The following is a 25,431-nucleotide window of genomic DNA, read 5'->3' as shown; positions in this document are numbered from 1 at the left end:
ATTGTCGATGAAAGGGGCTATTCTCCTAAACTTCGCTCGTATAATAACACTTTCCAGCCATCGGTTTCGGAAATAAAGCCTTTGGGCTGGACGACGGGAAGCATGCCTGTTCCGGGAACTTTCCCGGATTGTCCCATGCTTCCATTTTTGAGCACCCACATGAGTTCACCGAGTGTTCGATACTTTTTGAATTTCTTGTTCGTGAAATTTCTAGGTTGAATGGGCAGGTTGCTGGCGGCTCCACCGTCACCTTTTCCTTCGGGTCCATGGCAACTTATGCAGCCACCGGTTCCCAGGAATATTTTTTTGCCTTCGGCTAAGATTTCGGGCGTGGCCGTGAATGGGGGCTTCATTTTTTTCGCGGCCGCCAGTTCTCTTTGCGGGACTCGCTTCACGCGAATGTCAAACTCACCTCCCGCTTGCCCATAGCCTGTGGGGTTGACGGCCAATGCAAAGCCGGCAGTGAACAATGTCGCCATCATTGAAAGCCCTAGAAACAGCATGACGGTCTTCATGTTACCTCCTCACGTGATGAAAAAATAACGGCAATTCCTGACATGGTTGCCCAGCCATAATGACCGGGAAGGATAACATGACACTAGACGGTGGGCAATTGAAGATGTGACATAGGCGGGCTCGTCAGCATGCTTCGCAGAATGCTCATGAACAAATGTGATAGGATGCTTCCGGTACGGGTTCATAGCGAATCCGTCAACTCTTTAATTATGGCTTTGAATGAAAGAAATCGCCAGAAGTTTGTGGCCGGCATGAGGCGTCGGATTGCGGAGCTTCGTGTGAAGACCGAAGAAAGCTTGGATTTTGCCATCGATACGATGTTTCAAGAACGGATTGACGCCTTTCTTCGATTGGAGGAAGGGCTCGCTGAAGTCGATCGGATGTTACATCTCATTGAAGGCGATATTGAGCATATTCGGGAACTGCATGCGGCCGAACGGTTGGAATCTCGCCTGGAGTTTATCGAGGATCGGTTTGATGAATTTGACAGTGAAATACGGCAGCGTCCCCGTCGACGTCGAAAGAAGATCAATCTCTTTAATTTCTTCAAGGCCGCTGGAGGTGGGGGAGGCGATCCGATAGGCTCAAAGGGGGAAATCAATTCGGCTGGAGAGGCCTATTCGGCGTTAGGTGTCGAATTTGGCAGTCCGATGTCTGTGATCACCCGTGCCTTTCGGCAACAGATTAAGAAAATTCACCCTGACGTTCGTAAAGGGGATCGAAGTTCAGAGCCTGAACTCCGTCGGATTATCGAAGCCTATCAGTTTTTAAAAGACGATTACGCCGCTTTTCCTCCCGAGCCTTCGGCTTCAGGAGGCCAATGATTAGGACAAGATTTCATGCAGGGTTTCTGGAGGTCTCGCTAAAATGACTTTCTTTCCCCTTTCGACCAATGGCCGTTGCATGAGGTCTGGATGTTCGATCATGAGTCCTATGATGTCATCTTCTCCCATGGCCGAGATCTGGTCTTTCTTGGATTTGTAGATATCCTCCTTCGTCCTCAAGAGAGCCTTCGCTGTGAGCCCGCCTTTTTTCAGTAACTCTGTCAGCCGTGTTTTGGTCAACGGTGTTTCGTAGTAATTAATGGCCTCGTAGGGTTGGCCGCTGGCTTCGGCCAGTTTGACGACTTGGCGACAGGTTGAACATGTGGGCTTCTGATAGATGATAAGTTTTTCCATCGTTTCTCCTTCAATTTGTTCTGCCATTTAATTCCTGTGTCTTGCCCCCCGAATATGATCTTGACCATATTTCGGAACTCGTGCTACAAGCAAAATCAATGACATTCGAGTCATTTTTTATTCTGATTTCAAAATAATGAACCGGGTAGTGGTGAACACATGACGACGGTAAGTGAAGTCCCGCAAAATGAATATGGTTGTACGACGGAGAGCCAACGTACCTTAAAAGACTTGCGTGTCAAACGTAAAGGCCAGCCCGTGTATGTACTGGGTCATGATGAACAGTTTAAAGGGCAAGAAGGTGTCTTTGAGGCATTTAACGTCAGGTTGGCCGTCGTCAAGTTTCCCAATGGGAAGACGGTTGGCTTCGATCCGATGGATCTCCTGCTGCCGTGCGAAATTCACGAAAATGGTGAAGCGTACTTTGAAATTCGATATTGCGATCAATGTGATCAGACATTTCCGCTCACGGCACAAGAATTTTGGGCAGATGAAGAGCCAACGACCTGTCCTGATTGTTCGCTCTGACTCCTATTCTTTCTATCCATCTCCCCATTTCAATTTGTTCCGCAAAACTTCATAGTAACTACGACCAGGGAAACGAATCAGGTGCGCTTGATGGTTGGAGGCCCAGATACGCACGGTGTCATGCTCCAACATGGTGAACCCCACTTGCCCATCAAGTGTCGCCATGGCCTCTTCATGGCTGGTCAGCGTGACGGAGATAGACACATGGCTAGGGGCGATAAAGGGCCGATGGGAGAGTGTATGCGGACAAATAGGGTTGAGCGTAAAGACATTGAGCGATGGATCAAGAATCGGTCCATTGGCTGAGAGTGAATAGCCCGTTGACCCCGTTGGAGTTGAAATAATCAGTCCATCTCCCCGGAGATTGGTGACGAATGAGTCGTTAATGCTGACTTTCGTATCAATCATTCGTGCTAAGTGCCCCTTGTTTATGACGACATCATTTAACGCGGTCCCCTCTCCGATAATATATTTGTCACGTTCGAGGTTGGCCCGCAACATTAGACGTTGTTCGATCAGATAATCACCGTCGAAGATCCGGGTAAGCGAATCATGCATGTGATCCACGGTCGTTTCCGTTAAGAACCCCAGCCCTCCCATGTTGACGCCCAGGATGGGCACTGACCGGGTTTCAACCAATCGCGCACCATGCAGCATGGTTCCGTCTCCCCCGAGTACGATGAGAAGGTCGGCTTGTTGGGCAATTTGATCTCGGCGGTCCGTTCTCGTATTTTTTCGAAGTTCTTCTATGGTGGGCGTATCAAGGATGACGATTTTCCCTCTGTCGGTAAGCCAGTCAACAAGGCTCGTTAAGACTGGTTGAATATTTTCCGATTGAGGTTTTGTAAGAATACCAATCTTGATCACACGTGTTCTTGCCTCCATTTCATGAGGAGAGAAGAGGTCAGGGCTTGTGGCGCGATGGTAGTAATTGTATTCAAAGAAGGCAAGCACAAAAAGTTAAGTGACTATATTATGCAAACACGACGATTTCCGAAGCCAAAGAGTTATTTCCCATAGTGAAGGACTGCTCCACGGTGATGTCAAAACCGGGAAAACCTTATGAATCAATATTGCAGGCAAGATGCTAAGAAATGTCTTTTGTCAAGAGCTTTTTTGAATGTACCTGCTGAAGCATTGATAGCTCGGTACTTTCATCTTGACAGTTTTGCTATTCCGTGGATAGACTGATTTTAATAAGTGGTTCTGCGATATTGTGTCGTGAGTTAACTGGGCTCTTCCAATGCGTCAAAGTTTTTTGGTGACGTAAGAGAAGGGAGGAACAATGTTCGAAAGATTCACGGATCGAGGTCGAAAGATTATCATTCTTGCCAGGGAAGAGGCGGAGAGGCATCAGAATGATTATTTGGGTACGGAACATTTAGTCTTGGCGATACTTCGTGAGTCTGATGGCATTGCCTTGATGATCATTAAGAAGATGGGGCTCTCGCCGGAGCAGATTCGTTTAGAGATTGAGCGAAATCTTCCAGGTGGTGGTACAACCGTTACATTTGGGGAAATTCCATTTAGTCCGCGTGTTAAGAAAGTTATAGAATACGGTGTCGAGGAGGCTCGACTTCTTGGGCACAATCATATTGGGAGTGAACACCTTCTTTTAGGGCTTCTTCGGGAAGAGGAAGGAATTGGTGGAAAGGTCCTTCGTAGCCTTGGCGCAAACCTTCTCACGGCTCGTCAGCTCACGGTCACCTTCTTGCGCAAGTCAGGATCGCGCGAACGTGATAAGAAAAGCAGTACACCTGCGCTTGACGAGTTCGGCCGAGACCTAACGCAATTAGCACAAGAAGCTTCACTGGATCCTGTTATCGGCCGGCAAGATGAAATAGAACGGGTACTCCAGATTTTGAGTCGTCGCACCAAGAACAATCCGGCATTGATTGGAGAATCCGGCGTCGGGAAAACCGCTATTGTCGAAGGTTTGGCTCAACGAATCGTTTCGATGGATGTTCCCGATAATTTATTGAACCGTCGTGTGATCGCCTTAGACTTGGGTTCACTCGTCGCTGGGACCAAATACCGGGGGCAATTTGAAGAACGTCTCAAGGTGGTGATGAAGGAGATTGCCCAAGCTGGCAATATCATTCTATTCATCGATGAGTTACATACATTGGTGGGTGCCGGAGCAGCGGAAGGGTCGATTGATGCAGCCAACATGCTCAAGCCAGCGCTCTCGCGTGGGGAAATTCAGTGCATTGGTGCCACAACATTAGATGAATATCGGAAACATATTGAAAAGGATGGAGCGTTAAAGAGGCGGTTCCAACCCATTTATGTTCAGCCGCCTTCTGTCGAGGAAACTATTCGGATCATTCAAGGTCTTCGTGACCGGTACGAAGAACATCATGGTGTTGAAATTACTGATGAAGCCGTGACAGAAGCCGTGAAGCTGACAGATCGCTACATTACGGATAGGTTTTTGCCAGACAAAGCTATTGATCTTATCGATGAAACAGGTTCACGGGCTAAGCTTCAATCCTATGCCTTGCCTCCTGAGCTTAAGTCTCTAGAGCAGGAACTGAAGCGAGTGGCTCGTGAAAAAGAAGTGGCCATCGGCGTACAAAATTTTGAAGATGCCGTGAAGTTTCGGGAAGAAGAAGAACGGCTGAGGAAATTGCTTGAAGATGCAAAGCGGGATTGGAAAAAGAATCAAGAGCAGAATAAACCAATCATCACTGGAGATGATGTCGGATTTGTAGTCTCCAAGATTACCGGGATTCCGTTGTTCAAGCTGGAAGAGGAAGAGTCGGAGAAACTGTTACATATGGAAGAATTTCTCCACAAGCGGATTGTCGGTCAGGAGGAGGCTATTTCGGCAATATCCCGGGCCATTCGCCGTTCGCGAGCCGGTCTGAAAGAAGCCAAAAAGCCTATTGGCTCGTTTATTTTCTTAGGACCTACTGGAGTCGGAAAAACAGAGCTTGCTCGAGCGCTTGCGGAATTTCTCTTCAACACAGAAGATTCGCTCGTTCGTATCGATATGTCCGAATATCAAGAAAAGTTTACCAGTTCTCGGTTGTTTGGGGCGCCTCCAGGTTATGTGGGATATGAAGAAGGGGGTCAGCTCACGGAAAAGGTTCGGCGTAGGCCCTATTCCGTCGTGTTATTTGATGAAATCGAAAAGGCTCACCCTGATATCTTTAATGTGCTACTTCAAGTGCTAGACGATGGGGTGTTGACCGATAGTCTTGGTAGAAAAGTCGACTTTAAGAATACCATATTAGTTATGACTTCGAACTTGGGGACAAAGCTAATTCAAAAGGGCGTATCTCTTGGTTTCCAAAAAGAGGAAGAAGAGGCTCAAACCAACAGGCTTCAAGGTGAAGTCATGAGTGAGCTCAAGAGAAATTTCAGCCCTGAGTTCTTAAATCGTATCGATGATTTTGTGGTCTTCCATCAACTCAATAAAACACACCTTGTGACCATCGTTGATATTCTAATCAATGAACTCAATACCCGATTGGCTGAACGAGGAATAGAGCTCGAGGTAAGCGAAGAAGTCAAACAGTGGCTCATTAAGGAGGGGTATGATCCTCAATATGGAGCAAGGCCGATGAGGCGAACCATCCAAAAGCGCTTGGGGGATCCGCTTTCCGAAGAATTGATCAAAGGTCGCTTCAAGGATGCTCGGAAAATCAAAGTGGTTTTGAATGAGCAAGAGCCAGCTTTTGTTGAAGAAGAAGCCATGGCCGGTGTATAAAAATACGAATCTGAAGAGAGTCGATAACATACACGACCCTCAGGATCATTGATCCTGAGGGTCGTTGTGTTTACGGGGATTGTTTTTAACCTGATGTGTTCATGTGTATTCGATATTATGAAGAGAGCCTTGCTTCTAAGTGAGCATTCTCTATGATGAGTCAATACGGCCCTCTTCTTGGAATAGAGACATCCTGTGATGAAACAGCTGCAGCTGTAGTCACGGAACAGGGGAAAATTCTCTCGAATGTCTTAGATTCCCAAGTTGATGTGCATAAGGCATATGGTGGTGTGGTACCCGAGCTTGCCTCACGTCGTCATGTCGAAACCATTGAGTCTACTGTTCAACAGGCCATGACCGAGGCAAACATGACTTTTCCTGAAATTCAAGGTATTGCTGTGACGTACGGGCCAGGACTAGCTGGCGCTCTTCTCGTTGGTGTAAATTTCGGCAAGGCATTATCATATGCCTTACAAGTGCCGCTGCTGGGCGTCAATCACCTAAAAGGACATTTGGCGTCAATCTGGATTGAACATCCACGCTTCCCGAAATCGTCAGTCATGCTGGTGGTTTCAGGAGGGCATACGCACATGTTTTTTACAGAGGGGCCTGGTCACTACCAATTAATCGGTCAAACCATTGATGATGCCGCTGGAGAAGCTTTTGATAAAGGGGCGAAAATGTTGGGACTCGACTATCCAGGTGGACCAATCATAGATCGTCTTGCTCGAGCTGGGCAGATAGATGCAGTTAAATTTCCGCGACCGTACATGAATCGCGGGAGCTTTGATTTTAGTTTTAGTGGGCTGAAAACCGCTTTATTGTATTACTTACGCGATCAACGACTATCTCGATCGGAAATGCCATCTCTCGAAGATCTGGCCGCTAGCTATCAGGAAGCGATCGTAGATGTACTAGTTGAAAAGGCCTTTCGAGCCGTGAGGAAGTATCGTGCAAGAGGCCTGGCAGTGGTTGGCGGAGTAGCGGCTAATAGTCGGCTCCGGGCGTGCCTCAGCGAGCGAGCTCAACAGGCTGGCATTCCTCTCGCGCTACCAGGTCTGTCTTTGTGTACAGATAATGCGGTCATGATTGCCGCTGCTGGCTGGGAACAGTATCGAGTCGGGCAGTTCGCCTCATGGGATCTTGATACAGATGTGAAGCCATCAATGGAGATGAGTTTTTCTTCAGTCCTTCAAATCCACGACAGCGCGAATTCTAGAGAATCCTGAACAGTGGAGACCTGATCATTCCTGTTGTGTTTGGAAATCTGCATGGATTAAAGGCGAACCAAATCAGCCGCCTGGAACGCCTTTATCGTCGGAAAGTCCCTAGTCATCAAGTGGTAACGAATGAACTAGCCAAAGTTTGTGCGGAACTTTCCTTTGAAATGCGCCGGCAAATTGGTTTGTTGATCGATCGAAGAGGGCATATTCAATCAGTCATCATCGGGAATGATCATGAGCTGATGATCCCGAGTATGGCTCGTAGCCGTTCGGGGCTTCGATTATTGCGTGGCGTTCGACTTGTTCACACCCACCTGAACGATCAGCCGCTTTCCCGGGATGATTTAACCGATTTGGCGTTATTGCGTTTAGATTTAATGGTTGCCCTTGGTATCGGTCAGGGAGGCGATCTCAAGAATATTTACTTGGCGCATCTTCTTCCGCAGATGATCAAGGGCAGGTCCTATCAAACGTGGGATCCCTGTCCTTGGCCACGGTTTGAACTCGATTGTCAAGACTTTATTCAATCCTTGGAGAGTGCGTGTACCCAAGCTCATATCGGATTGCGACAGGGGCAAAGCATCTCACGCGCAATATTAGTGAGTGTATCGACTGAACGAGCGTCATGTCGCCAAGAACGTCTCGATGAACTGAGAGAACTTGTCAGGGCCAGTCATATTCAGGTCGTCGATGTCGTGATACAACGGCCACAGATGCTCCATCCCAAGTATGTTCTGGGCATTGGAAAGTTGAAGGAAGTGATTATTCAAGCCCTACAAACTGGAGCGGACTGGCTCATTTTCGATCGCGATTTGACACCGGCTCAAGTACATGGCATCTCTCAAGTGACTGAATTGCGAGTCCTGGACCGGACACAAGTCATTCTCGATATTTTCGCCCAACGCGCACATTCCCGAATCGGTAAAGTGCAAGTGGAGTTAGCTCAGCTTCGATACCGACTTCCTCGTCTTGCCCAATCCAGTACCGCGTTTTCTCGCTTAGCTGGCGGCATAGGTGCCCGTGGACCTGGTGAAACGAAATTGGAGACGGATCGTCGACGCGCACGTGATCGAATTAGACGTCTTGAAAAAGAATTAGAAATAGTGTCACGCAGTCGTCAGCAACAGAGGAGCATGCGGAACCGTCAGAACATTCCCGTGGTTTCGGTAATTGGGTATACCAACGTTGGGAAAACGACGTTGTTAAATGCATTAACCGGGAGCAGGAAGGCTGCAAGAGATCGCGTATTCGAAACGCTCGATCCGGTGAGTCGTCGCTTGTATATCCCAGATCGTGGGGAAGTCATCATGATGGATACCGTGGGATTTATACGAGAACTCCCGGAAGATCTTGTCACTGCCTTTCAGACGACACTTCAAGAATTAGAATATGCAGATATCTTACTCCATGTGGTTGATGCGGCGACGCAGGATCTTGATGGTCAGATACAGGCGGTCGAGAATATTTTACGGCAATTGAAATTTGAGCATATTCCTCGTCTTATGGTACTGAATAAATGCGATACGCTATCAATCGATCATGTTGAGCGATTGTGTCATCGCTATCGAGCAATCGGGATTTCGGCGACACAAGGACAGACACTTGGGTTGGTGCGAGAAGCACTCTCCTATATGTTGAATCGCCTTGAGCAGGAGGGTAAAGTACGGAAGATGTTTCATCCAATGTGTCTATCTCAAGCGGCGAATTTACCTATCGTGTCGGCCTCATGACGGCGTCTCGATCCCTTGGTCGCCGGCCATCTTACCAGGAGAAAGCCGGGAGTCGTTCACGTACAAGGTCATTGAAAGTTCGGGCGCAGCAAATTCTGAAAGCTTTAGAAGAAGCGATTCCCATCCCTGAGGTAGAGCTTTCGTCGTCTAACCCGTTAGAGCTGCTGATTGCCACTATCCTTTCGGCGCAATGCACTGATGAGCGAGTCAATCGGGTGACGCCTGCGCTTTTTTCCCGCTTTCGCTCTGCCGAGGCGTTTGCTCAGGCTGACCCTCAGGAATTGGAGGCACTGATTCGTTCAACGGGGTTCTATAAAAGCAAGGCCAAGAATATTATGGCTTGTGGCGAGGCGGTGGCGACTCGTTATGATGGCGTCGTGCCTGATTCCATGGAAGAACTGACCAGCTTGCCTGGTGTCGGTAGAAAAACGGCCAACGTGCTGCTCGGAAGTTATTTTAAAAAACCGGCCATTGTCGTGGATACGCATGTGAAACGTGTATCTAATCGTCTGAATTTGACCCAACATCATGATCCAACGATGATAGAATATGATCTTCAAAAGCTTTTGCCTCCATCGCAGTGGACCGTTGGAGCTCAGCGATTACTCTTGCATGGGCGGTATGTATGCCAAGCCAGACTACCAAAGTGCGGTATCTGCCCAATCTATGAACTGTGCCATTGGAGTGGAAAGTTGTCTGACGTATGAAAAGCATGACGGGGTTTGGCAAGAAGGAAACGGAATGGAAAGGTATGGTATTGAGTGTTGAGCTTCGATCCGTCAACCACCGGTTTTGCGAGGTTGTCCCGAGGATTCCTCGTGGTTTGACAGGTCTGGAAGAAGACCTCAAGCAAATCGTACATCGACGTTGCGAGCGAGGACGGATAGAGCTCGCAGTTTCGATCAATATAAAGAATCAACGGGAAAAATCACTCGTGCTCGATCGATCAGCCGCGCGGACGTACTACTCCCAGTTAACGGAACTTCAACGTGATCTTGGGATCAAAGGTTCTATCGATATCGGGCTGATCGCGGGAATGCGTGATGTGTTCACGGTGATCGACCAGCCGATACAAGAAAAAGACGCAAGGCCGGCACTTGTCCGTCTGACGAAAGAAGCCCTCGCTGAGTTGGACAAGATGCGATTGCAAGAAGGGCAAGTTTTGTACGATGATACGATGAAGCGCCTTCAGAAGATACGAGTTGCCTTAAAGGCCATCGCGAAACGGGCGCCTGATAGCGTTCAAGAACATTTTGATCGCATGCAGGCTCGAGTGGTCAAGCTCCTCAACGACGCGCCGGTTTTTCCAGATCGCCTCACTCAAGAGTTGGCCAGCTATGCCGATCGATGTGACATTACGGAAGAATTAACGAGGCTGGAGAGCCATATCACACAATTTCAAAAATCCAGTAAATCCAAAGGCGCGATAGGACGGCGACTCGATTTCCTTCTTCAGGAGATGGGACGGGAAATCAATACGATCGGTTCGAAGGCGAATGATGCCGATATCGCGCTGCATGTGGTTGACGTCAAAAGCGAGCTTGAAAAAATTCGTGAACAGATTCAGAATGTGGAATAAACGGTAAGAATCGTGAAGGTTGTCCTATACAAAGTGGTGCCTCGTGTCGCGTGAAGGAATATTGTTTATTCTTTCAGGGTCTTCTGGTGTAGGAAAGTCGACGCTTTGTGAGCGAATCATCCGCTCCATGCCGAGTGTGCAGCTTTCCGTCTCCTATACCACTCGTCCGATTCGTGCCGGCGAGACGAATGGACGGGAGTATTGGTTCGTGAATGAACCGGAGTTTCGTCAGCTGATTACTCAGGACGCCTTCCTTGAATGGGCTGAAGTCTATGGAAATCTGTATGGAACGCCGCGTCAAGAACTTCTGAAAGCCCAAGAGCGGGGCATTGATATTATCTTGGATATCGATGTCCAAGGCGCGAAGAATGTCATGCAAAAGGCGAGTGATTGCGTATCTGTCTTTCTAATGCCCCCGTCTCTTGAAGTGCTCAAGGTCAGGTTAGAGGCCAGGGGGACAGATCCCCCAGAGGTCGTTGAGCAAAGATTTCAAAAGGCTCGGTCAGAGATGGAACAGCATGTTCACTATGACTATACGATCAAGAACGAAAGTCTTGACCAGTCTATCAAAGAATTTGAGTCAATTATTTTAGCTGAACGTGTCCGCACTAAACGTCTGAATGAAGCGTGGGTTTATGATCATGTTTTTAAAAGGCACGAGCAACAGCGTGTGTCCTAACTTCATGAAGTCAAGAAAGGAAATGCCATGATTGATGCGTTATCGCTGCTTCCCGAACATCATCAAACACAGTTTGACTCTCGGTTTCGCATTGTGTTGATCGCTGCACAACGGGCGAAACAAATTATGCGCGGTGCTCAGACTCAAGGGTCTCACAAGTTTATTAAGGAGACATCCGCTGCATTGGAAGAAGTCTTGCGTGGAGATGTGAGTTTCTTGATGGGGCAGGATGCACGAGAAGCCATTAGACAGGTCAAGGGGACCGGTGAACGTGAGTTTGACCCCGCTCTCCTTGCTCAAACGGATGAAAATGCTCAAGAGATCCAAAAAGAACTCAGCGTGTATATTGACGATAGTCCGAAGTCCCCTGAGCCAGAGGCTGAGCCAGAAGCCGAGGAAGAGTCCTAGAGATTCTGAACATGAGTCCATCCCGTCTACAAGGGATACGTCTTCTCTTGGGAGTTTCAGGAAGCATCGCAGCCTATAAGGCTGTGAGTTTACTGAGAACCTTCTTGAGCCAAGGAGCCGATGTCTCTGTCGTGATGACCGAGTCCGCTACTCGGTTTGTTGCTCCACTGACCTTCGAAGCCTTATCTAAGCATCCCGTCAGCACGGACCTTTTCGCCAATCATCAAGAAATGCAACACCTCACATTACCGGAGTCGGCCGATATCATCGTGCTCGCTCCCTGCACGGCGAATACGATCGCAAAGGCTGCACTTGGATTGGCTGATGATCTGCTGAGCACCCTGTTGCTCACCACTCAGCGTTCTATCGTCATGGCCCCAGCGATGGATGGAGAGATGTGGGACCATCCGGCAACCCAAGGACATGTGCAAACGCTGAGAAGTCGCGGCGTAGTCGTCTTGGATCCTGAAATAGGAGATTTGGCTTCGGGCAAGGTCGGACGGGGAAGACTTCCTGATGAAGAAACGATCATCAGCGCTGTCGTGCAGGCATTGCAGGGATCGAAGAATCTGTTTGGACGCCGTCTCCTGATATCTGCGGGACCGACGCGAGAACCTCTCGATGCCGTGCGGTTTATCTCGAATGGATCCTCAGGGAAGATGGGCTATGCCTTAGCTCGCGCTGCCCGCGCCCAAGGCGCAGAAGTCATGCTTGTCAGTGGGCCGACGAGTCAAGAAGCGCCGAAGGGAATTGAGCTGGTCCCTGTGAACACCGCAGAAGAAATGTACCGGGCCCTCCTCGCACGATTTACCTCATGCGATATTTTGATTATGGCGGCGGCTGTGGGAGATTTTCGGCCTAAATACGCCAGTGAAGCAAAATTTAAAAAACACACGTGGCAAGGAGAGCCGTTGGAGCTTGAACCAACAACCGATATTCTTTCTGCTCTTTCGGCTCAGCGGACCCATCAAATTCTCGTGGGGTTTGCCGCGGAGACCGACAACCTTCTGGAAAACGGCGCTGAGAAATTACGTAAGAAACATTTGGATATGGTCGTCGTCAATCAAGTTGGCGGCCCCGAATCGGCTTTTAACAACGAAACGAATGAGGTCTGTCTTCTGACACGTCAGGGAACTCACATGCCTCTTTCACGAATGTCCAAACGCCTGGTAGCGGAACGAATATTATATGAACTGCAACCACTGCTTGCCACGTCCTCCACTCCTTCCAGGCCTATCGCATCAATCCCTCATTCCTAATCGTCAATTCACGTTCGTAGTATTCTCGTAATCGAAAGTTACTGAGACGATCTCCCTTCCGTGAGGTCTACGGCGGTCTCCTGCCTAGCCGTGTTCATCAATCAACGCCATTTTCCTCTAATCACGAATATTCTCTAAAGAATGTACCCAGGATGACCGAATAAGACAGAAGAGGCATATCTTGAATAGACAGCTTATACGGTACTGATACCCCTGTGTATGCATTTCTCCATTAAAAAAGGGCTGAAAATTCCTATCGCTGGCGAGCCGGATCAGTCGATTGACGAGGGACGCCCCGTGAGTTCAGTGGCCCTGTTGGGGCAGGACTATGTCGGTATCAAGCCGAGCATGCACGTGGAAGTGGGCAGTCGGGTCAAACTCGGACAGCCGTTGTTTTCAGATAAGACCAACCCTGGAGTGGTCTATACCTCGCCGGGAAGCGGTATGGTTTCTGCCATTAATCGAGGTGCCAAACGTGTTCTGCAGTCTGTGGTGATTCAACTCGAAGGACATGATGAAGAAACATTCGACTCATTCCGTCATGACGAGCTCAGACATATCACACGGGAACAAGTCAGGGCGAATCTTGTGGTGTCCGGGCTGTGGACGGCGTTTCGAACGAGGCCCTATAGCAAGGTGCCGCCCATTGAGTCGATTCCGCATTCGATATTCGTGACGGCCACGGATTCGAATCCCTTGGCTCCCAAGCCCTCATGCGTCGTCAGGGAGTTCAAAGATGACTTCATTCAGGGCTTGACGCTCATCACGCATCTCACGAAGGGGAACGTATTTCTTTGTAAAACGCTTGGGGATGATATTCCCACAATATCAGATCAACACATCACAGTGGCAGAATTTGCTGGTCCTCATCCAGCGGGGCTGGTGGGCACGCACATACATTTTCTTGATCCGGTGGGACCGAAGAAAACGGTGTGGCACATTCAGTACCAAGATGTGATCGCCATCGGAAAACTCTTCCTGACTGGCCGTCTTTGGACGGAACGGATCATCTCCCTCGCAGGCCCTGTTGTTTCAGAGCCACGGCTGCTTCGGACTCGACTGGGAGCCAGAACAGAGGACCTTGTCGAAGGACAACTCGATCCCGTTCGTTGCCGCGTTATTTCAGGCCCGTTGCTCTCAGGGCATTGGGCGATCGGATGGGCCACGTTCTTGGGTCGCTATCATACCCAAATTACGGTCATTCCAGAAGGCGGCGACCGGACATTTCTGGGCTGGCTCTCGCCCGGCTCTGAAAAATTTTCAGCCTTGAACGTCTTCATTTCAAGCTTCTTCCGTCACAAGGTCTTTCGACTCAACTCACTCGAACAGGGCAGCCCTCGGGCCATTGTTCCGGTCGGGGTGTACGAGGATGTCATGCCGCTGGATATTCTTCCTACTCCACTCTTGCGTTCCCTGGTCGTGAAGGATACGGACCGCGCTCAGGCGCTCGGCTGCTTGGAATTGGACGAGGAGGATCTAGCGCTGTGTTCGTTCGTCTGCCCGAGTAAATACAACTTTGGTCCTTTCTTACGATCATGCCTGGAACAGATAGAGAGGGACGGTTAGATGCAAGGACTTCGTCGTCTCTTGGACCGATGGCAGCCTCTTTTTCAAAAAGGGGGGCCATACGAAAAATATTTTGTCGTCTACGAAATGATCGACGGCTTTCTCTTTACCCCATCGACCGTCACACGATCCGCACCGCATGTTCGAGACGGAGCCGACTTGAAACGTGTGATGATGTATGTCTTTGTGGCCGTCACGCCATGCATCGCGATGGCGATGTACAACACGGGCCTTCAAGCGAATTTGGCCATGGCCCAGTTGGGTATGCAGACCATCGGAGGGTGGAAGGGAGCGATCCTCGAGGGCTTGGGTATCGGGTATGATCCCGCAAGCATAACAGGGTGCCTCTGGCATGGGTTTCTCTATTTCTTCCCTCTATATGTCGTGACGTTAGTCTCAGGAGGATTATGGGAAGTCCTCTTTGCCGCCGTTCGAAATCACGAAGTGAATGAAGGCTTTCTGGTGACTTCGATTCTATTCGTCTTAACGCTTCCTCCCAATATTCCGTTATGGCAGGTCGCCATCGGGATTTCCTTTGGAGTGGTCTTGGGAAAAGAAGTCTTTGGTGGAACGGGCAAGAACTTCCTCAATCCCGCATTGACAGGCCGTGCGTTCTTGTTTTTTGCCTTTCCTGCCGAAATGTCAGGAGACACCGTCTGGACGGCTGTAGATGGATTTAGTGGCGCGACCGCTCTGGGGTTGGGCGCGATCGGCGGGCTGGCCGCGATCGAAGGGGCGGGATTGACATGGATGCAGTCATTCCTCGGGACTGTTCAGGGGGCTATGGGGGAAACGTCGACGTTCGCCTGTCTTCTCGGAGCCGCGTTTTTAATCTACACGCGTGTGGCATCTTGGCGCATCATGGCTGGCGTCGCGTTGGGGATGATCGGAACGACTCTGTTGTTCAATATGTTGGGGAGTGAGGCCAATCCCATGGTGACGCTTCCCTGGTATTGGCATCTTGTCCTCGGCGGTTCGGCTTTTGGCATGGTGTTCATGGCGACCGATCCTGTTTCCGCTTCGATGACGACGGTGGGCCGTTGGATTTTTGGAGCCTTGATCGGGTTCATGACGATCATGATCCGGGTGGCCAATCCGGCTTTTCCGGAAGGGATGATGCTCGCCATTTTATTCGCGAATATTTTTGCTCCACTGATTGATCATATGGTGATTCAGGCCAATGTCAGAAAACGAATCTTGCGCGACACCTGACGACATGTCTTCGTCACGACCTAGCACTGCACGGGGATGGAATATTTTGCGCATGCCGAACGATAGTACGGCCAAGACCATCATCGTGGCGCTGCTTCTCTGTTTGGTCTGTTCCGTTATCGTGTCGACGGCTGCCGTAGCCCTCAAACCCATTCAGCTCAAGAACCAAAGCCTTGATAAGAAGCGAAATATCCTACAAGTGGCTGGCCTGTACCAGGAGGGACGAGCGGTTGAAGATCTCTTTCGGCAGGTCGAGGCCAAAGTCGTGGATTTAGCATCTGGTGACTATGTCGAAGGGATGAATGCGCGCGAGTATGATCAACGAAAGGCCGCCAAAGATCCTGAACAAAACCACATCATTCCGCTCGACCTGGATATTGCCCATATTAAACAACGGGCGAAACGAGCCACGGTCTATCTAGTGAAGAATGATGACAGGATCACATATTACATTCTTCCTGTGCATGGGTATGGACTCTGGTCGACGCTGTATGGATTTCTCGTCCTGGAAGAAGATGCGAACACAATTCACGGCTTGCAATTCTATGAACATGCGGAAACCCCGGGGTTGGGAGGTGAGGTCGACAACCCGAATTGGCGAGCCAAATGGCCGGGAAAAGCCGTCTACAACGTGGCGGGCATTCCTGCGATTGAAGTCGTTCGAGGCAGCGTTAATTCGGGAAAGTCGGAGGCCATCCATCAAGTCGACGGGTTGGCGGGGGCCACGTTGACCAGTCGCGGCGTGACCCGCTTGTTGCAATACTGGATGAGTGACCAGGGGTTCGGCCCGTACTTACAGAAGGCCCGGTCTCAACGCGGAGAGTCGTCATGACGAATGAGGCTCAGAAGGTCGTCACCGATCCGTTATTGGACAATAATCCGATCGCTCTTCAAGTGTTGGGCGTGTGTTCCGCCCTTGCTGTTACGACCTCTCTCGCCACGGCTTTGATCATGTGTCTGGCGCTCACGGCTGTGACGGCTTGTTCGAATGCCTCGATCAGTCTGATCAGGGCCCATATTCCAAGCAGCATTCGAATCATCGTGCAAATGACGATTATTGCATCGCTCGTGATCGTGGTTGATCAACTCTTAAAAGCCTACGCCTTTGATGCCAGCAAGCAGCTCTCGGTGTTCGTAGGATTGATCATCACCAACTGTATTGTGTTAGGACGGGCGGAAGCCTATGCCATGAAAAATGGTCCCGGTCTCAGTTTCTTGGATGGCATAGGAAATGGCCTTGGCTATAGCGTGATTTTGGTGTTCGTGGGGACAATTCGCGAATTGTTGGGGGCTGGAAAGCTATTGGGCTACCCGGTTTTTCCGCTTGTCTCTGAAGGCGGATGGTTCACGCCCATCGGTTTGATGCTGCTGCCACCCAGCGCATTTTTCCTCATCGGCCTTTTTATCTGGGGATTACGTGTCTGGAAAACCGAACAGGTTGAGCGTGCCGAGTACCGTATTCATCACGTCCATCGAACCGAGGTGCTGTAAGTGGAACTGTACGTCAATTTATTGATCAAATCTATCTTCGTCGAAAATTTGGCCTTAGCCTTTTTCCTGGGAATGTGTACGTTTTTGGCCGTTTCAAAAAAGATCGAAACAGCCTTGGGGCTTGGCATTGCCGTGGTTGTGGTGCAAGTCATCACAGTTCCAGTCAATAATCTGCTGTATCAATGGCTTCTCAAAGAGGGGGCGTTGGCATGGGCTGGATTCCCTGAGGTGGATCTCAGCTTTTTAGGATTGATCTGTTATATCGGCGTGATCGCGGCCATCGTTCAAATACTGGAAATGCTGTTAGATCGGTATTTCCCCGCACTGTATAACGCCCTTGGCATCTTTCTTCCATTAATTACCGTGAATTGTGCCATTCTTGGCGGGACCCTGTTTATGGTGGAACGGGATTATGATTTCGGAGAAAGCCTGGTCTATGGGATCGGCAGTGGTCTCGGTTGGGCATTGGCGATTACGGCGCTCGCAGGAGTTCGAGAAAAACTCAAATACAGCGATGTTCCGGAAGGATTGCAGGGGCTTGGCATTACGTTTATCACGGCGGGTTTGATGTCGTTAGGGTTCATGGCGTTTTCTGGCATTCAATTGTGATGCGGCGGTAAGAAGGGTGTTGCAGAGGCACGAACATGATTGAAATCGTTCTAGGTGTGACCCTGTTTACGAGCATCGTAATTTCCTTGGTGTTCCTCATCATTGGCGCAAAGTCGCAACTGGTGCCTTCTGGAACCGTCACGATTCGAATTAATGGCGAAAAAGATGTGCATGCCCCAGTGGGGGGAAAACTGCTCGGTGCGTTGGCGGATGCACAATTATTCGTATCTTCCGCCTGTGGAGGGGGAGGCACGTGTGCCCAATGCAAAGTCAAGGTCTTTGAAGGAGGCGGGTCGATTCTCCCAACCGAGACATCCCATATCAATAAGCGCGAAGCCGCCGAAGGCGACCGTTTGTCATGTCAGGTAACAGTCAAACAGGACATGTCCATTCAAATTCCCGAAGAAGTGTTTGGAGTGAAGAAGTGGGAATGTACTGTACGATCCAACCGCAATGTCGCGACGTTCATCAAAGAGCTGGTCCTCCAATTGCCTGAAGGCGAACATGTCAATTTTCAGGCTGGCGGGTATATCCAGATTGAATGTCCACCGCATGACTTGAAATTTTCCGACTTTGATGTTGAACCGGAGTACCGAGAGGATTGGGATGGTGCCGATCTTTGGCGATATGAATCTCATGTGCCGGAACCGGTGATGCGTGCGTATTCGATGGCGAATTATCCTGAAGAACGGAGCCTGATCATGCTGAATGTTCGTATCGCGACTCCGCCATTTGGCGCTCAGACTTCCATTCCTCCAGGAAGGATGTCTTCTTACATCTTTAACTTAAAGCCGGGCGATACGGTTCTTATTTCGGGACCGTTTGGTGAGTTCTTTGCCAAAGAAACCGATAATGAAATGGTGTTTATCGGCGGCGGCGCGGGCATGGCCCCGATGCGGTCACATATCTTCGATCAGTTACGCCGTCTTCATTCTCGGCGAAAAATGTCGTTTTGGTACGGTGCCCGGAGTAAGCGAGAGATCTTTTATCTGGAGGATTTTGATCAGCTCCAACGAGAACACGATAATTTTCGATGGCATGTGGCACTTTCAGACCCAAAAGACGAGGATCAATGGACCGGGTACACGGGATTTATTCATCAGGTCCTGTATGAACAGTATTTGAAACATCATCCGGCTCCTGAAGATTGTGAATATTACATGTGCGGGCCGCCGGTGATGAATGCGGCCGTCATGAAGATGCTCGAGGATCTTGGCGTCGAACGTTCGCAGATCTTTCTTGATGATTTTGGTGGGTAGCGTTGTGGATGATTTTATCCGTGATTCGAGAATGAGGCGGTCTTTTTCGCGCAATCGAGCGCAGCGCTTTTCGTTTGTTCTCTGCATTTTCCTCGTGAGTTGTGTCTCTTGTAGTTCTTCCGTTCCAGGCTCTTCTGTCAAGATGACGTATGCCGGAAAAACCATGGGAACTACCTATTCGGTAACCATCGTTGATCCTTTGTCCTCCCTTTCGAGAGAAACCACCCTGGCCGCGACTGATCAGATTTTGGACCGGATAAATTTGAGTATGTCGACCTATCGACCCGACTCGGAATTATCCAAATTTAATCAAAACCAGACCACGCAATGGGTTCCGATATCGGCCGATTTGTACGAGGTCATGAAGGAGGCTTTACGAGTGAGCCGGCTATCAGGAGGCGCTTTTGACATATCCGTGGCTCCTCTCGTCGACCTGTGGGGGTTTGGTCCCAGTTCACGCGAAGACACGATTCCATCGGATGCGGATGTCCAGGCTCGTCTCAAACTGACAGGGTATACCCATCTTTATCTTCAAGAGAATCCTCGCGCGATGAGAAAGGATCTTCCGAGTTTGTCTGTTGACTTGTCCGCGATCGCCAAGGGCTATGCCGTCGATCAAGTCGTGTCATACCTCGATTCGCTCAACCTTTCAGATTATCTCGTGGAAATCGGCGGTGAACTTCGCGCGAAAGGGAACAATGCGCAGGGGCACCCCTGGAATGTCGCGATCGAACAACCGAACTCGAAGGTCCGGACGGTTCATCGTGTGGTGCATCTCGAAAATCAGGCGGTAGCGACCTCTGGAGACTATCGAAATTTTTTCGAACGCGGGGGCGTTAAATTCTCGCATACGATCAACCCCAATACCGGGAGACCCATCACACATAATCTCACATCTGTCACGGTGATCGCTGAATCGTGTATGAAAGCCGATGCCCTTGCCACGGCCTTTTTGGTGTTGGGCCCCGAGGCCGGTTATGCCTTGGCGCGACGCGAGCAAGTCGCTTCCTTGTTTATCTCGACCAACGACGATGGCTATCTTGAACGAGCAACTCCTGCAATACAGGCGCACTTGGGGACGGGCAAGGAAACGGCATGATACTCGTTGGCGCCGCGTTTCTCTTGATGATCTTGGCCGTTGTCGGGATGGCTCTTGGAGTTCTTGCCGGACGGAAAAGTCTACAAGGAAGTTGCGGGGGACTGAAAACCATTCAAGGGCTCGATTGCATGGTGTGTCCCATGCCTTGTGAAACGGAGAAGTCGATAAGCGATCCCTGTCCCCATGATCAGAGGAAATATCAAAAATCGTCCATAACATAAAGAAGACGTAGCCAGGAAAACTCTCGTACCCACATGTCCTGGCAGTAAAGGTGTTTCATGACATTGAACACATTTCTGATCAAAGATTTTATGAAAACCAACCCTGTGACGTTTACCCCTGACATGGACATTCATGAAGCGATGAAAATTCTCGTAGAAAATTGGCTGTCAGGAGCTGCGGTGATCGACCTGAGGGGAAACCTTGTGGGGCTTCTCTCCGAAAGCGATTGTCTTCGCGTTGGGTTGAACGCGGCCTATCATGACGAATGGGGAGGGACCGTGGGGGATTATATGACCAAAGAGGTGAAGGCTGTCGAAGTAGATGCCAGCATCATCGAAATAGCCGAACTCTTCACCAAGACCCCGTATCGCCGGTTTCCGGTCTTAAAAGAAAACCGGCTTGTAGGCCAAATCAGTCGACGGGACGTGATGAAGGGGTTCGTTAAACTTCACCAGCAGGGTGTGTGGTAACGGATTCTGAAAGTAAGACGACTTTCTTGCCGTATTTAGTATTTCCCTACTTTTCTCCTATCGCCCCGTGAAGGGGAATACCCCTTTCAAAATCCCCTGTCAAATCCCATCCTGAAATTGAGCATGAGTTTGACTTGGAGAGTGTTTTTCGTGAATTTTATAGTGCGCAACAAAGGCTGGCGGAGAGGGTGGGATTTGAACCCACGGTCCCTTACGGGACAACGGTTTTCGAGACCGTCCTGATCGACCGGACTCCAGCACCTCTCCGTGTTTCCTATGATAATGTGGAGCTTATTTGGTGAATCAATTACTGTCAGGTGAAGAATGTAATAGTTGGTATCACATTCTTTTCAAGGGCTTCAATGTTCCGGATACTACCTGATCTATGCCCGGACACGCAAAAGATGCAAAAGAGAGATTATTGCTTGGAAGAAGAGGCGATGAGTGACAGGGAAGGACAGCCACGGGAGATACCCTTGGTGATGGTATGGTTATGATTAATCGTCATGGATTTTTGGCAGGTAAAGGGACCGTATTGATTCTTTCCTTGATCGATCCACGTATAGATCTTTTCTCCATTGGCAAATGTGTTCCGTAAATCCGGATTCCCCCAATTGGCGATGAGTTCTGACTCCGACTTGCCCACCCAGGTTTGCAGGACCGAGTTATTGTTCTTGCATCCTGCGGCTCCGATGAGGAGTAACGCACACACCATGAGCCATTTGCTGGCTGAGTGAATACAGGCATCACGCGCGATAGATTGTGGGGTTTTATTCTGGGTTGATGACATGATTATCCCGTAGGTTTTTGAAAAATGATTGCAGAAGAGTACTGCATGTATCCTCCAAGATCCCTCCCTGCACTTCCACTAAATGGTTAAAGTGGGGCTCAGCGAGAAAGTCGACAAGCGATCCGTAAGCCCGACTTTTAGGGTCTGAAGCCCCAAAAACCACCCTTCCAATCCTGGCTTGAACTAAGGCTCCCGCACACATCGCACATGGTTCTAATGTTACGTACAACGTCGCATTATTGAGCCGCCAACTTCCTTGTCGGGAGGCGGCTGCTCGAATCGCGGTCATTTCAGCGTGAGCCGTGGGGTCTTGATCCCTTTCCCGCGTGTTGTACCCACTGCCGATCACCTGACGATCTCGAATGATGACGGCCCCGACCGGTACTTCTCCCTCCACGAAAGCCATGTTGGCTTGTTTCAGGGCCATCAGCATGAACGACTCATCGTCCTGACGAGTAGGGGCGTTAGTCATAGGATAGTGAGCTGAGCCGATCCTCAGCGTGCGCTCACGTGCCAGCTGAATCCCCAAGAGAGGTCTCGTGAAGGCCTTTCCCTTCTTGTCGGCTGGCAGCGTGAAAAAATGAAGGTTATTTTGGATATGGAAGTAAAAATGCTATCATCAGGGACTTGATCGTGTACAGAACGTCGATGTTTGACCCCCTGTGAAAGCTCTCCATTCTCTCTCACAAACAGTTCCGGTAACGATCCCGGATCTTCAGGACCGGTGGGCTCGTCTTTCTCGCCGGTATTTTGAAGATCGGCTACCTTCTATCAGGATTGAGTGGAGCTCCCGGCTGACGGCATCATCGGGGATGTTTGTGAGTCAGGTCGGCCCACGTAGCCGGCATGTGAGTCGAGAGGAACGGCATGGAGCAGCCCGTTGTATCAGACTCTCATTCCCGCTGTTGCGTCATCAGCCTGAAGCAGAGATTATTCGGACCTTGGCGCATGAAATGATTCATCAATGGCAGTATGATATCAAGAAAAAATGTCCGAATCATGGTCGTGATTTTTCTGAGATGATGCTTCGTATGAATCAGGACGGTCTCGGTATTACGATCCGGCACACGTTATATGAGGAAGTTGAAAAGTTCTGCAAGTATCGATGGAGATGTGTCGCTTGTGGTATGACCTATCCTCGTCAACGCCGAACGATTTCTCCTCGACGCCACCGCTGTGGCATCTGCTCAGGGCCCTTACGGGAAGTGTTTGGGAGCGATCAGGAGGAAAGACGGGAGCCTCTATCGGAAGCGGTTCATTCCATTTCTCCGATGTGCCGCCAGTCAAACCAGTTTGAAGAGAACCTTTCACCTCAGCAATTAGCCTTTAACTTTTCAGGATACTAATCCGCTGAGCCATACGATGACAACCATACCCTGAATCAACCAGGCATTCGACGATCCCTGATCTGTTGGTCGGCGGCGGCTCTCTTTAGTCTCAGTGGGGTGATCGTGTGAGTAATGATCGTATCTGCTGGAGCCTGGCTGAGGTCATGTGAGTTACAGCGAATCCAGTTAGGTGCTAATCGATACAGACGACAAACTCCGCGCGGTACGACGTTGAACCAGACGGAAGTTATTGGAAACGGCTATCACGAACAGCCCTGCCATTGGTTAGCGGATTAGTGGTATCAGAAGTTCAACGTCTGGCTGGATTTGATTTCGAAGCACTGTCGTCTAATTGGTCACGGAATTGCTGATCTTCTTCATATTGAGGTAAAGAGTACCGTTGATCGATTTCTATCGCCTGCTCGATGCATCGAAGAGCGGAAACCGTATCGCCACGTTGACGATACACATCGGCCAGCAACCGAAGCGCTCCCGCTTCCCCTGGTTTATTGGCGAGTTTGATGAAATGTTCTGAGGCGTTGTTCAAACAGGCTTCAGCGTTTTTCAACTGGCCTGTGATAACGTAGGCTTTTCCGAGCTGCGCATACGTAGCGGCCAGTCCATCCTCATTCCCGATTTTTCGATGATAGTTCAACGCTAGCTGAAAATGTTCGATCGCCTCCGTTGATTGGCCTAGATGAATTTCTTGGAGGGCCAGATTGGTGTACAGTGTGCCTAACGCCTGTTCATTCTGTTGTTGAAGAAGGATGTCGCGGGCTTCAAGATAGTAGGCGATCGCAGACTCGGCCTTGCCGGTGTCAGCCTTCAGGTTGCCGAGGTTAACGAGCGTCTGCCCGATGGCATCCCAGGCATTTTGCGTACGCTGAAGGGAAAGTACTTCCTGATAATGAGCTTCTGCAGTAGTATGGTCTTCGAGTAAGGCGTATACATTGCCGAGATTGCCGAGCATATGGGCTAACGCTTCTTCAGATCCTCGTTGCCTCGTTTCATTGACGGCTTGGATGTAGCAATCTCGTGCCTTACAGAGGTCTCCGCGGTGAAAGAAAATTTCACCAAGACGAGCAGCATTGTTGTCGGTCATGAAACCTCGAGAGCCCTGATTGTGTTAGTGTGCTCAAGTCGAAGTGACGATGCAATGAATATAAATCAAGCTGTGATTAGCGGCGAAATGAATCTTTTCCTTTGACGACTTCCTGGAGGAGCTTGTCGGCTAGCTTGGCGGCTTGGCGGTGACGCCACCATCGTTGGACCAAAAAGTACAAGACGGATACGACGAGTGTGAGGATGAGGATGCTAGAGATGTCGGTCATCGTTCAATATTCCGGTTGTCGTTGAGGACTCTATGGTTCGCCCAAGCATGAAAGTCAAAGATGAAAGGGAAGTCTTACCATATCTTTGCCTGATAGATATTCTAGTGTAGTCAATGAAATCGTAAGGTCGCAAGGTTGGCAAAACGCGCACCAGGACTGCTCGATATCCGTCAGTCAATCATGCCGTGAATGACGGTTATGAAAATGCCTCAAGAAAGACTGTATACATTATGGAAATTCTCGTTCTTTGCGTTTCGTTAGTCGTGATTCTTATCGGGGCCGAAGTCTTTACTAATTCTCTGGAGCATTTAGGTGAACGGCTCGGGATTTCAGAAGGTGTCACAGGATCAGTATTCGCCGCCGTCGGAACGGCTCTGCCTGAGACGATGGTGCCCGTTTTCGCCATTCTGTCGAGCTCAGGGTCGATGGAAGTCCGGCATGAAGTTGGAGTTGGAGCGATATTAGGCGCCCCCCTGATGCTCGCGACCTTGGCGTTTGCGCTCATGGCTGGGTTTGCTGCGCAAAAGCGTGGATGGCACGGTGTGTTTCGGCCAGAAATGACAGGGCTCAATCGAGACTTAACCTGGTTCAATTATGTCTTCGCGTTAGGCGTCATTGCCGCTTTTGTTCCGCAAGATTGGACGACAGTACGGGGAGGCATTAGTGTATTGCTGGTGATGTCCTACGGACTCTACCTGTTGGTGACGATTCGGGCGTCGGCCAGCTTGGTCCATGACGGGCATGCGACTGAAGCGGATCATCCCCTGTATTTCTCGAAAATCGGACTCCCGACGCATCTCTTCGTGATTCTTGTGCAGTTGGCCTTGGGGTTTGTGTTGATCATGCTGGGAGCCAAGGGCTTCGTGTATGGCGTGGAACACCTCGCGCCGCTCTTAGGAATCTCGGCCTTGGCTCTGTCGTTGTTGATTATTCCATTGGCGACTGAACTTCCTGAAAAAGTCAACAGTGTTATTTGGATTCGGCGGGGACGAGATACATTGGCCTTTGGGAATATTACCGGTGCCATGGTTTTTCAGGGGAGTCTTCTCCCTGCGTTAGGGATCCTGATCACGCCATGGAGCCCTAAACCGGAAGCGTTAATTGGAATGGTCGTGACGCTGTTGGCTGCCACATTTCTGTCGTTTCTCGTCAGGACCGGGACAGTGAAAGCCTGGCATCTGCTCTTCAATGGCCTCTGCTATGTGGTGTTTGTCATCGTTGTGCTCGCCGGATAGAACG

Annotated in this window: 28 protein-coding genes and 1 tRNA gene; 21 read left to right on the top strand and 8 right to left on the bottom strand. The window is 49.8% G+C overall.

What is annotated here, in order from left to right:
- Nucleotides 1-17 precede the first annotated feature (17 nt).
- Nucleotides 18-515, bottom strand: a complete 498-nt coding sequence (locus MRJ96_01890) for a c-type cytochrome (GenBank protein MDR4500195.1) — start codon at nt 513-515, stop codon at nt 18-20.
- A gap of 165 nt (nt 516-680) precedes the next feature.
- Here MRJ96_01890 and MRJ96_01885 point away from each other — a divergent pair, with 165 nt between their 5' ends.
- Entirely contained in the window at nt 681-1,340 is a 660-nt protein-coding gene (locus MRJ96_01885; GenBank protein ID MDR4500194.1) for a J domain-containing protein, read from the top strand.
- Here MRJ96_01885 and MRJ96_01880 read toward each other — a convergent pair whose 3' ends face one another.
- Nucleotides 1,341-1,694 carry an arsenate reductase gene (locus MRJ96_01880; GenBank protein ID MDR4500193.1) on the bottom strand — a complete coding sequence of 118 codons (354 nt, stop codon included), beginning with the start codon at nt 1,692-1,694 and terminating at the stop codon, nt 1,341-1,343.
- Nucleotides 1,695-1,853: 159 nt separating this feature from the next.
- Here MRJ96_01880 and MRJ96_01875 point away from each other — a divergent pair, with 159 nt between their 5' ends.
- Entirely contained in the window at nt 1,854-2,222 is a 369-nt protein-coding gene (locus MRJ96_01875; GenBank protein MDR4500192.1) for a hypothetical protein, read from the top strand.
- A gap of 12 nt (nt 2,223-2,234) precedes the next feature.
- Here the strand turns inward: MRJ96_01875 and MRJ96_01870 are convergent, their stop codons facing one another.
- Nucleotides 2,235-3,089 carry an NAD(+)/NADH kinase gene (locus MRJ96_01870; protein ID MDR4500191.1) on the bottom strand — a complete coding sequence of 285 codons (855 nt, stop codon included), beginning with the start codon at nt 3,087-3,089 and terminating at the stop codon, nt 2,235-2,237.
- A gap of 418 nt (nt 3,090-3,507) precedes the next feature.
- On the opposite strand from MRJ96_01870, the gene MRJ96_01865 reads away from it, so the two are divergent.
- From MRJ96_01865 to MRJ96_01785, 17 genes are all read left to right on the top strand, one after another.
- Complete coding sequence (locus MRJ96_01865; GenBank protein ID MDR4500190.1) at nt 3,508-5,937, top strand: ATP-dependent Clp protease ATP-binding subunit; 2,430 nt, start codon at nt 3,508-3,510, stop codon at nt 5,935-5,937.
- Between the two features lie 152 nt (nt 5,938-6,089).
- The gene (gene tsaD / locus MRJ96_01860) at nt 6,090-7,166 is read left to right on the top strand and encodes a tRNA (adenosine(37)-N6)-threonylcarbamoyltransferase complex transferase subunit TsaD (protein MDR4500189.1); all 1,077 of its coding nucleotides are present in this window, start codon (nt 6,090-6,092) and stop codon (nt 7,164-7,166) included.
- A 26-nt stretch (nt 7,167-7,192) separates the two neighbouring features.
- Nucleotides 7,193-8,890, top strand: coding sequence for a GTPase HflX (hflX, locus tag MRJ96_01855; GenBank protein MDR4500188.1), 1,698 nt, complete (start codon nt 7,193-7,195; stop codon nt 8,888-8,890).
- The gene (gene nth / locus MRJ96_01850; GenBank protein MDR4500187.1) at nt 8,887-9,597 is read left to right on the top strand and encodes an endonuclease III; all 711 of its coding nucleotides are present in this window, start codon (nt 8,887-8,889) and stop codon (nt 9,595-9,597) included. The genes hflX and nth overlap by 4 nt, the downstream gene beginning before the upstream one ends.
- Nucleotides 9,594-10,469 (top strand): YicC family protein, encoded by an 876-nt coding sequence (locus tag MRJ96_01845; protein ID MDR4500186.1) that lies wholly within the window; start codon nt 9,594-9,596, stop codon nt 10,467-10,469. The genes nth and MRJ96_01845 overlap by 4 nt, the downstream gene beginning before the upstream one ends.
- A 43-nt stretch (nt 10,470-10,512) precedes the next feature.
- Entirely contained in the window at nt 10,513-11,148 is a 636-nt protein-coding gene (gene gmk / locus MRJ96_01840) for a guanylate kinase (GenBank protein ID MDR4500185.1), read from the top strand.
- Between the two features lie 27 nt (nt 11,149-11,175).
- Nucleotides 11,176-11,556, top strand: a complete 381-nt coding sequence (gene rpoZ, locus MRJ96_01835) for a DNA-directed RNA polymerase subunit omega (protein MDR4500184.1) — start codon at nt 11,176-11,178, stop codon at nt 11,554-11,556.
- Between the two features lie 11 nt (nt 11,557-11,567).
- On the top strand, nt 11,568-12,815 hold the full coding sequence (gene coaBC, locus MRJ96_01830; protein ID MDR4500183.1) for a bifunctional phosphopantothenoylcysteine decarboxylase/phosphopantothenate--cysteine ligase CoaBC: 1,248 nt from the start codon (nt 11,568-11,570) through the stop codon (nt 12,813-12,815).
- A 219-nt stretch (nt 12,816-13,034) separates the two neighbouring features.
- The gene (locus MRJ96_01825; GenBank protein MDR4500182.1) at nt 13,035-14,381 is read left to right on the top strand and encodes a Na(+)-translocating NADH-quinone reductase subunit A; all 1,347 of its coding nucleotides are present in this window, start codon (nt 13,035-13,037) and stop codon (nt 14,379-14,381) included.
- The gene (locus MRJ96_01820; GenBank protein MDR4500181.1) at nt 14,382-15,593 is read left to right on the top strand and encodes an NADH:ubiquinone reductase (Na(+)-transporting) subunit B; all 1,212 of its coding nucleotides are present in this window, start codon (nt 14,382-14,384) and stop codon (nt 15,591-15,593) included.
- Nucleotides 15,594-15,645: 52 nt separating this feature from the next.
- On the top strand, nt 15,646-16,425 hold the full coding sequence (locus MRJ96_01815) for a Na(+)-translocating NADH-quinone reductase subunit C (protein MDR4500180.1): 780 nt from the start codon (nt 15,646-15,648) through the stop codon (nt 16,423-16,425).
- Entirely contained in the window at nt 16,422-17,084 is a 663-nt protein-coding gene (locus MRJ96_01810; GenBank protein ID MDR4500179.1) for an NADH:ubiquinone reductase (Na(+)-transporting) subunit D, read from the top strand. The genes MRJ96_01815 and MRJ96_01810 overlap by 4 nt, the downstream gene beginning before the upstream one ends.
- A complete protein-coding gene (gene nqrE / locus MRJ96_01805) occupies nt 17,085-17,693 on the top strand; it encodes an NADH:ubiquinone reductase (Na(+)-transporting) subunit E (protein ID MDR4500178.1) in 609 nt (202 codons plus the stop codon).
- 35 nt (nt 17,694-17,728) lie between these two features.
- The gene (gene nqrF, locus MRJ96_01800; protein ID MDR4500177.1) at nt 17,729-18,952 is read left to right on the top strand and encodes an NADH:ubiquinone reductase (Na(+)-transporting) subunit F; all 1,224 of its coding nucleotides are present in this window, start codon (nt 17,729-17,731) and stop codon (nt 18,950-18,952) included.
- Nucleotides 18,953-19,115: 163 nt separating this feature from the next.
- The gene (locus MRJ96_01795) at nt 19,116-20,051 is read left to right on the top strand and encodes an FAD:protein FMN transferase (GenBank protein ID MDR4500176.1); all 936 of its coding nucleotides are present in this window, start codon (nt 19,116-19,118) and stop codon (nt 20,049-20,051) included.
- Complete coding sequence (gene nqrM, locus MRJ96_01790) at nt 20,048-20,272, top strand: (Na+)-NQR maturation NqrM (GenBank protein ID MDR4500175.1); 225 nt, start codon at nt 20,048-20,050, stop codon at nt 20,270-20,272. The genes MRJ96_01795 and nqrM overlap by 4 nt, the downstream gene beginning before the upstream one ends.
- Before the next feature lie 57 nt (nt 20,273-20,329).
- Nucleotides 20,330-20,743, top strand: coding sequence for a CBS domain-containing protein (locus tag MRJ96_01785; protein MDR4500174.1), 414 nt, complete (start codon nt 20,330-20,332; stop codon nt 20,741-20,743).
- 177 nt (nt 20,744-20,920) lie between these two features.
- On the opposite strand, the gene MRJ96_01780 is transcribed toward MRJ96_01785, so the two are convergent.
- From MRJ96_01780 to tadA, 3 genes are all read right to left on the bottom strand, one after another.
- Nucleotides 20,921-21,010, bottom strand: a tRNA-Ser gene (locus MRJ96_01780).
- 151 nt (nt 21,011-21,161) lie between these two features.
- Nucleotides 21,162-21,533: a hypothetical protein gene (locus MRJ96_01775; protein MDR4500173.1), complete on the bottom strand. Its 372-nt coding sequence runs from the start codon at nt 21,531-21,533 to the stop codon at nt 21,162-21,164.
- Nucleotides 21,514-22,062: a tRNA adenosine(34) deaminase TadA gene (gene tadA / locus MRJ96_01770; protein ID MDR4500172.1), complete on the bottom strand. Its 549-nt coding sequence runs from the start codon at nt 22,060-22,062 to the stop codon at nt 21,514-21,516. Before tadA ends, MRJ96_01775 begins: the two co-directional genes overlap by 20 nt.
- A gap of 133 nt (nt 22,063-22,195) precedes the next feature.
- Here tadA and MRJ96_01765 point away from each other — a divergent pair, with 133 nt between their 5' ends.
- Nucleotides 22,196-22,879 (top strand): SprT-like domain-containing protein, encoded by a 684-nt coding sequence (locus MRJ96_01765; GenBank protein ID MDR4500171.1) that lies wholly within the window; start codon nt 22,196-22,198, stop codon nt 22,877-22,879.
- Nucleotides 22,880-23,171: 292 nt separating this feature from the next.
- Here MRJ96_01765 and MRJ96_01760 read toward each other — a convergent pair whose 3' ends face one another.
- Both MRJ96_01760 and MRJ96_01755 read right to left on the bottom strand, forming a co-directional pair.
- Nucleotides 23,172-23,963: a tetratricopeptide repeat protein gene (locus MRJ96_01760; protein ID MDR4500170.1), complete on the bottom strand. Its 792-nt coding sequence runs from the start codon at nt 23,961-23,963 to the stop codon at nt 23,172-23,174.
- A gap of 76 nt (nt 23,964-24,039) precedes the next feature.
- Entirely contained in the window at nt 24,040-24,192 is a 153-nt protein-coding gene (locus tag MRJ96_01755; GenBank protein ID MDR4500169.1) for a hypothetical protein, read from the bottom strand.
- A gap of 230 nt (nt 24,193-24,422) precedes the next feature.
- On the opposite strand from MRJ96_01755, the gene MRJ96_01750 reads away from it, so the two are divergent.
- A complete protein-coding gene (locus MRJ96_01750; protein ID MDR4500168.1) occupies nt 24,423-25,427 on the top strand; it encodes a hypothetical protein in 1,005 nt (334 codons plus the stop codon).
- The last annotated feature ends 4 nt before the right edge of the window (nt 25,428-25,431 follow it).

It is taken from the genome of Nitrospirales bacterium, from assembly GCA_031315865.1.
Taxonomy (GTDB): domain Bacteria; phylum Nitrospirota; class Nitrospiria; order Nitrospirales; family UBA8639; genus JAGQKC01.
The sequence above is the reverse complement of the archived record's forward strand: the minus strand, read 5'-3'. Positions and strand labels throughout refer to the sequence as shown.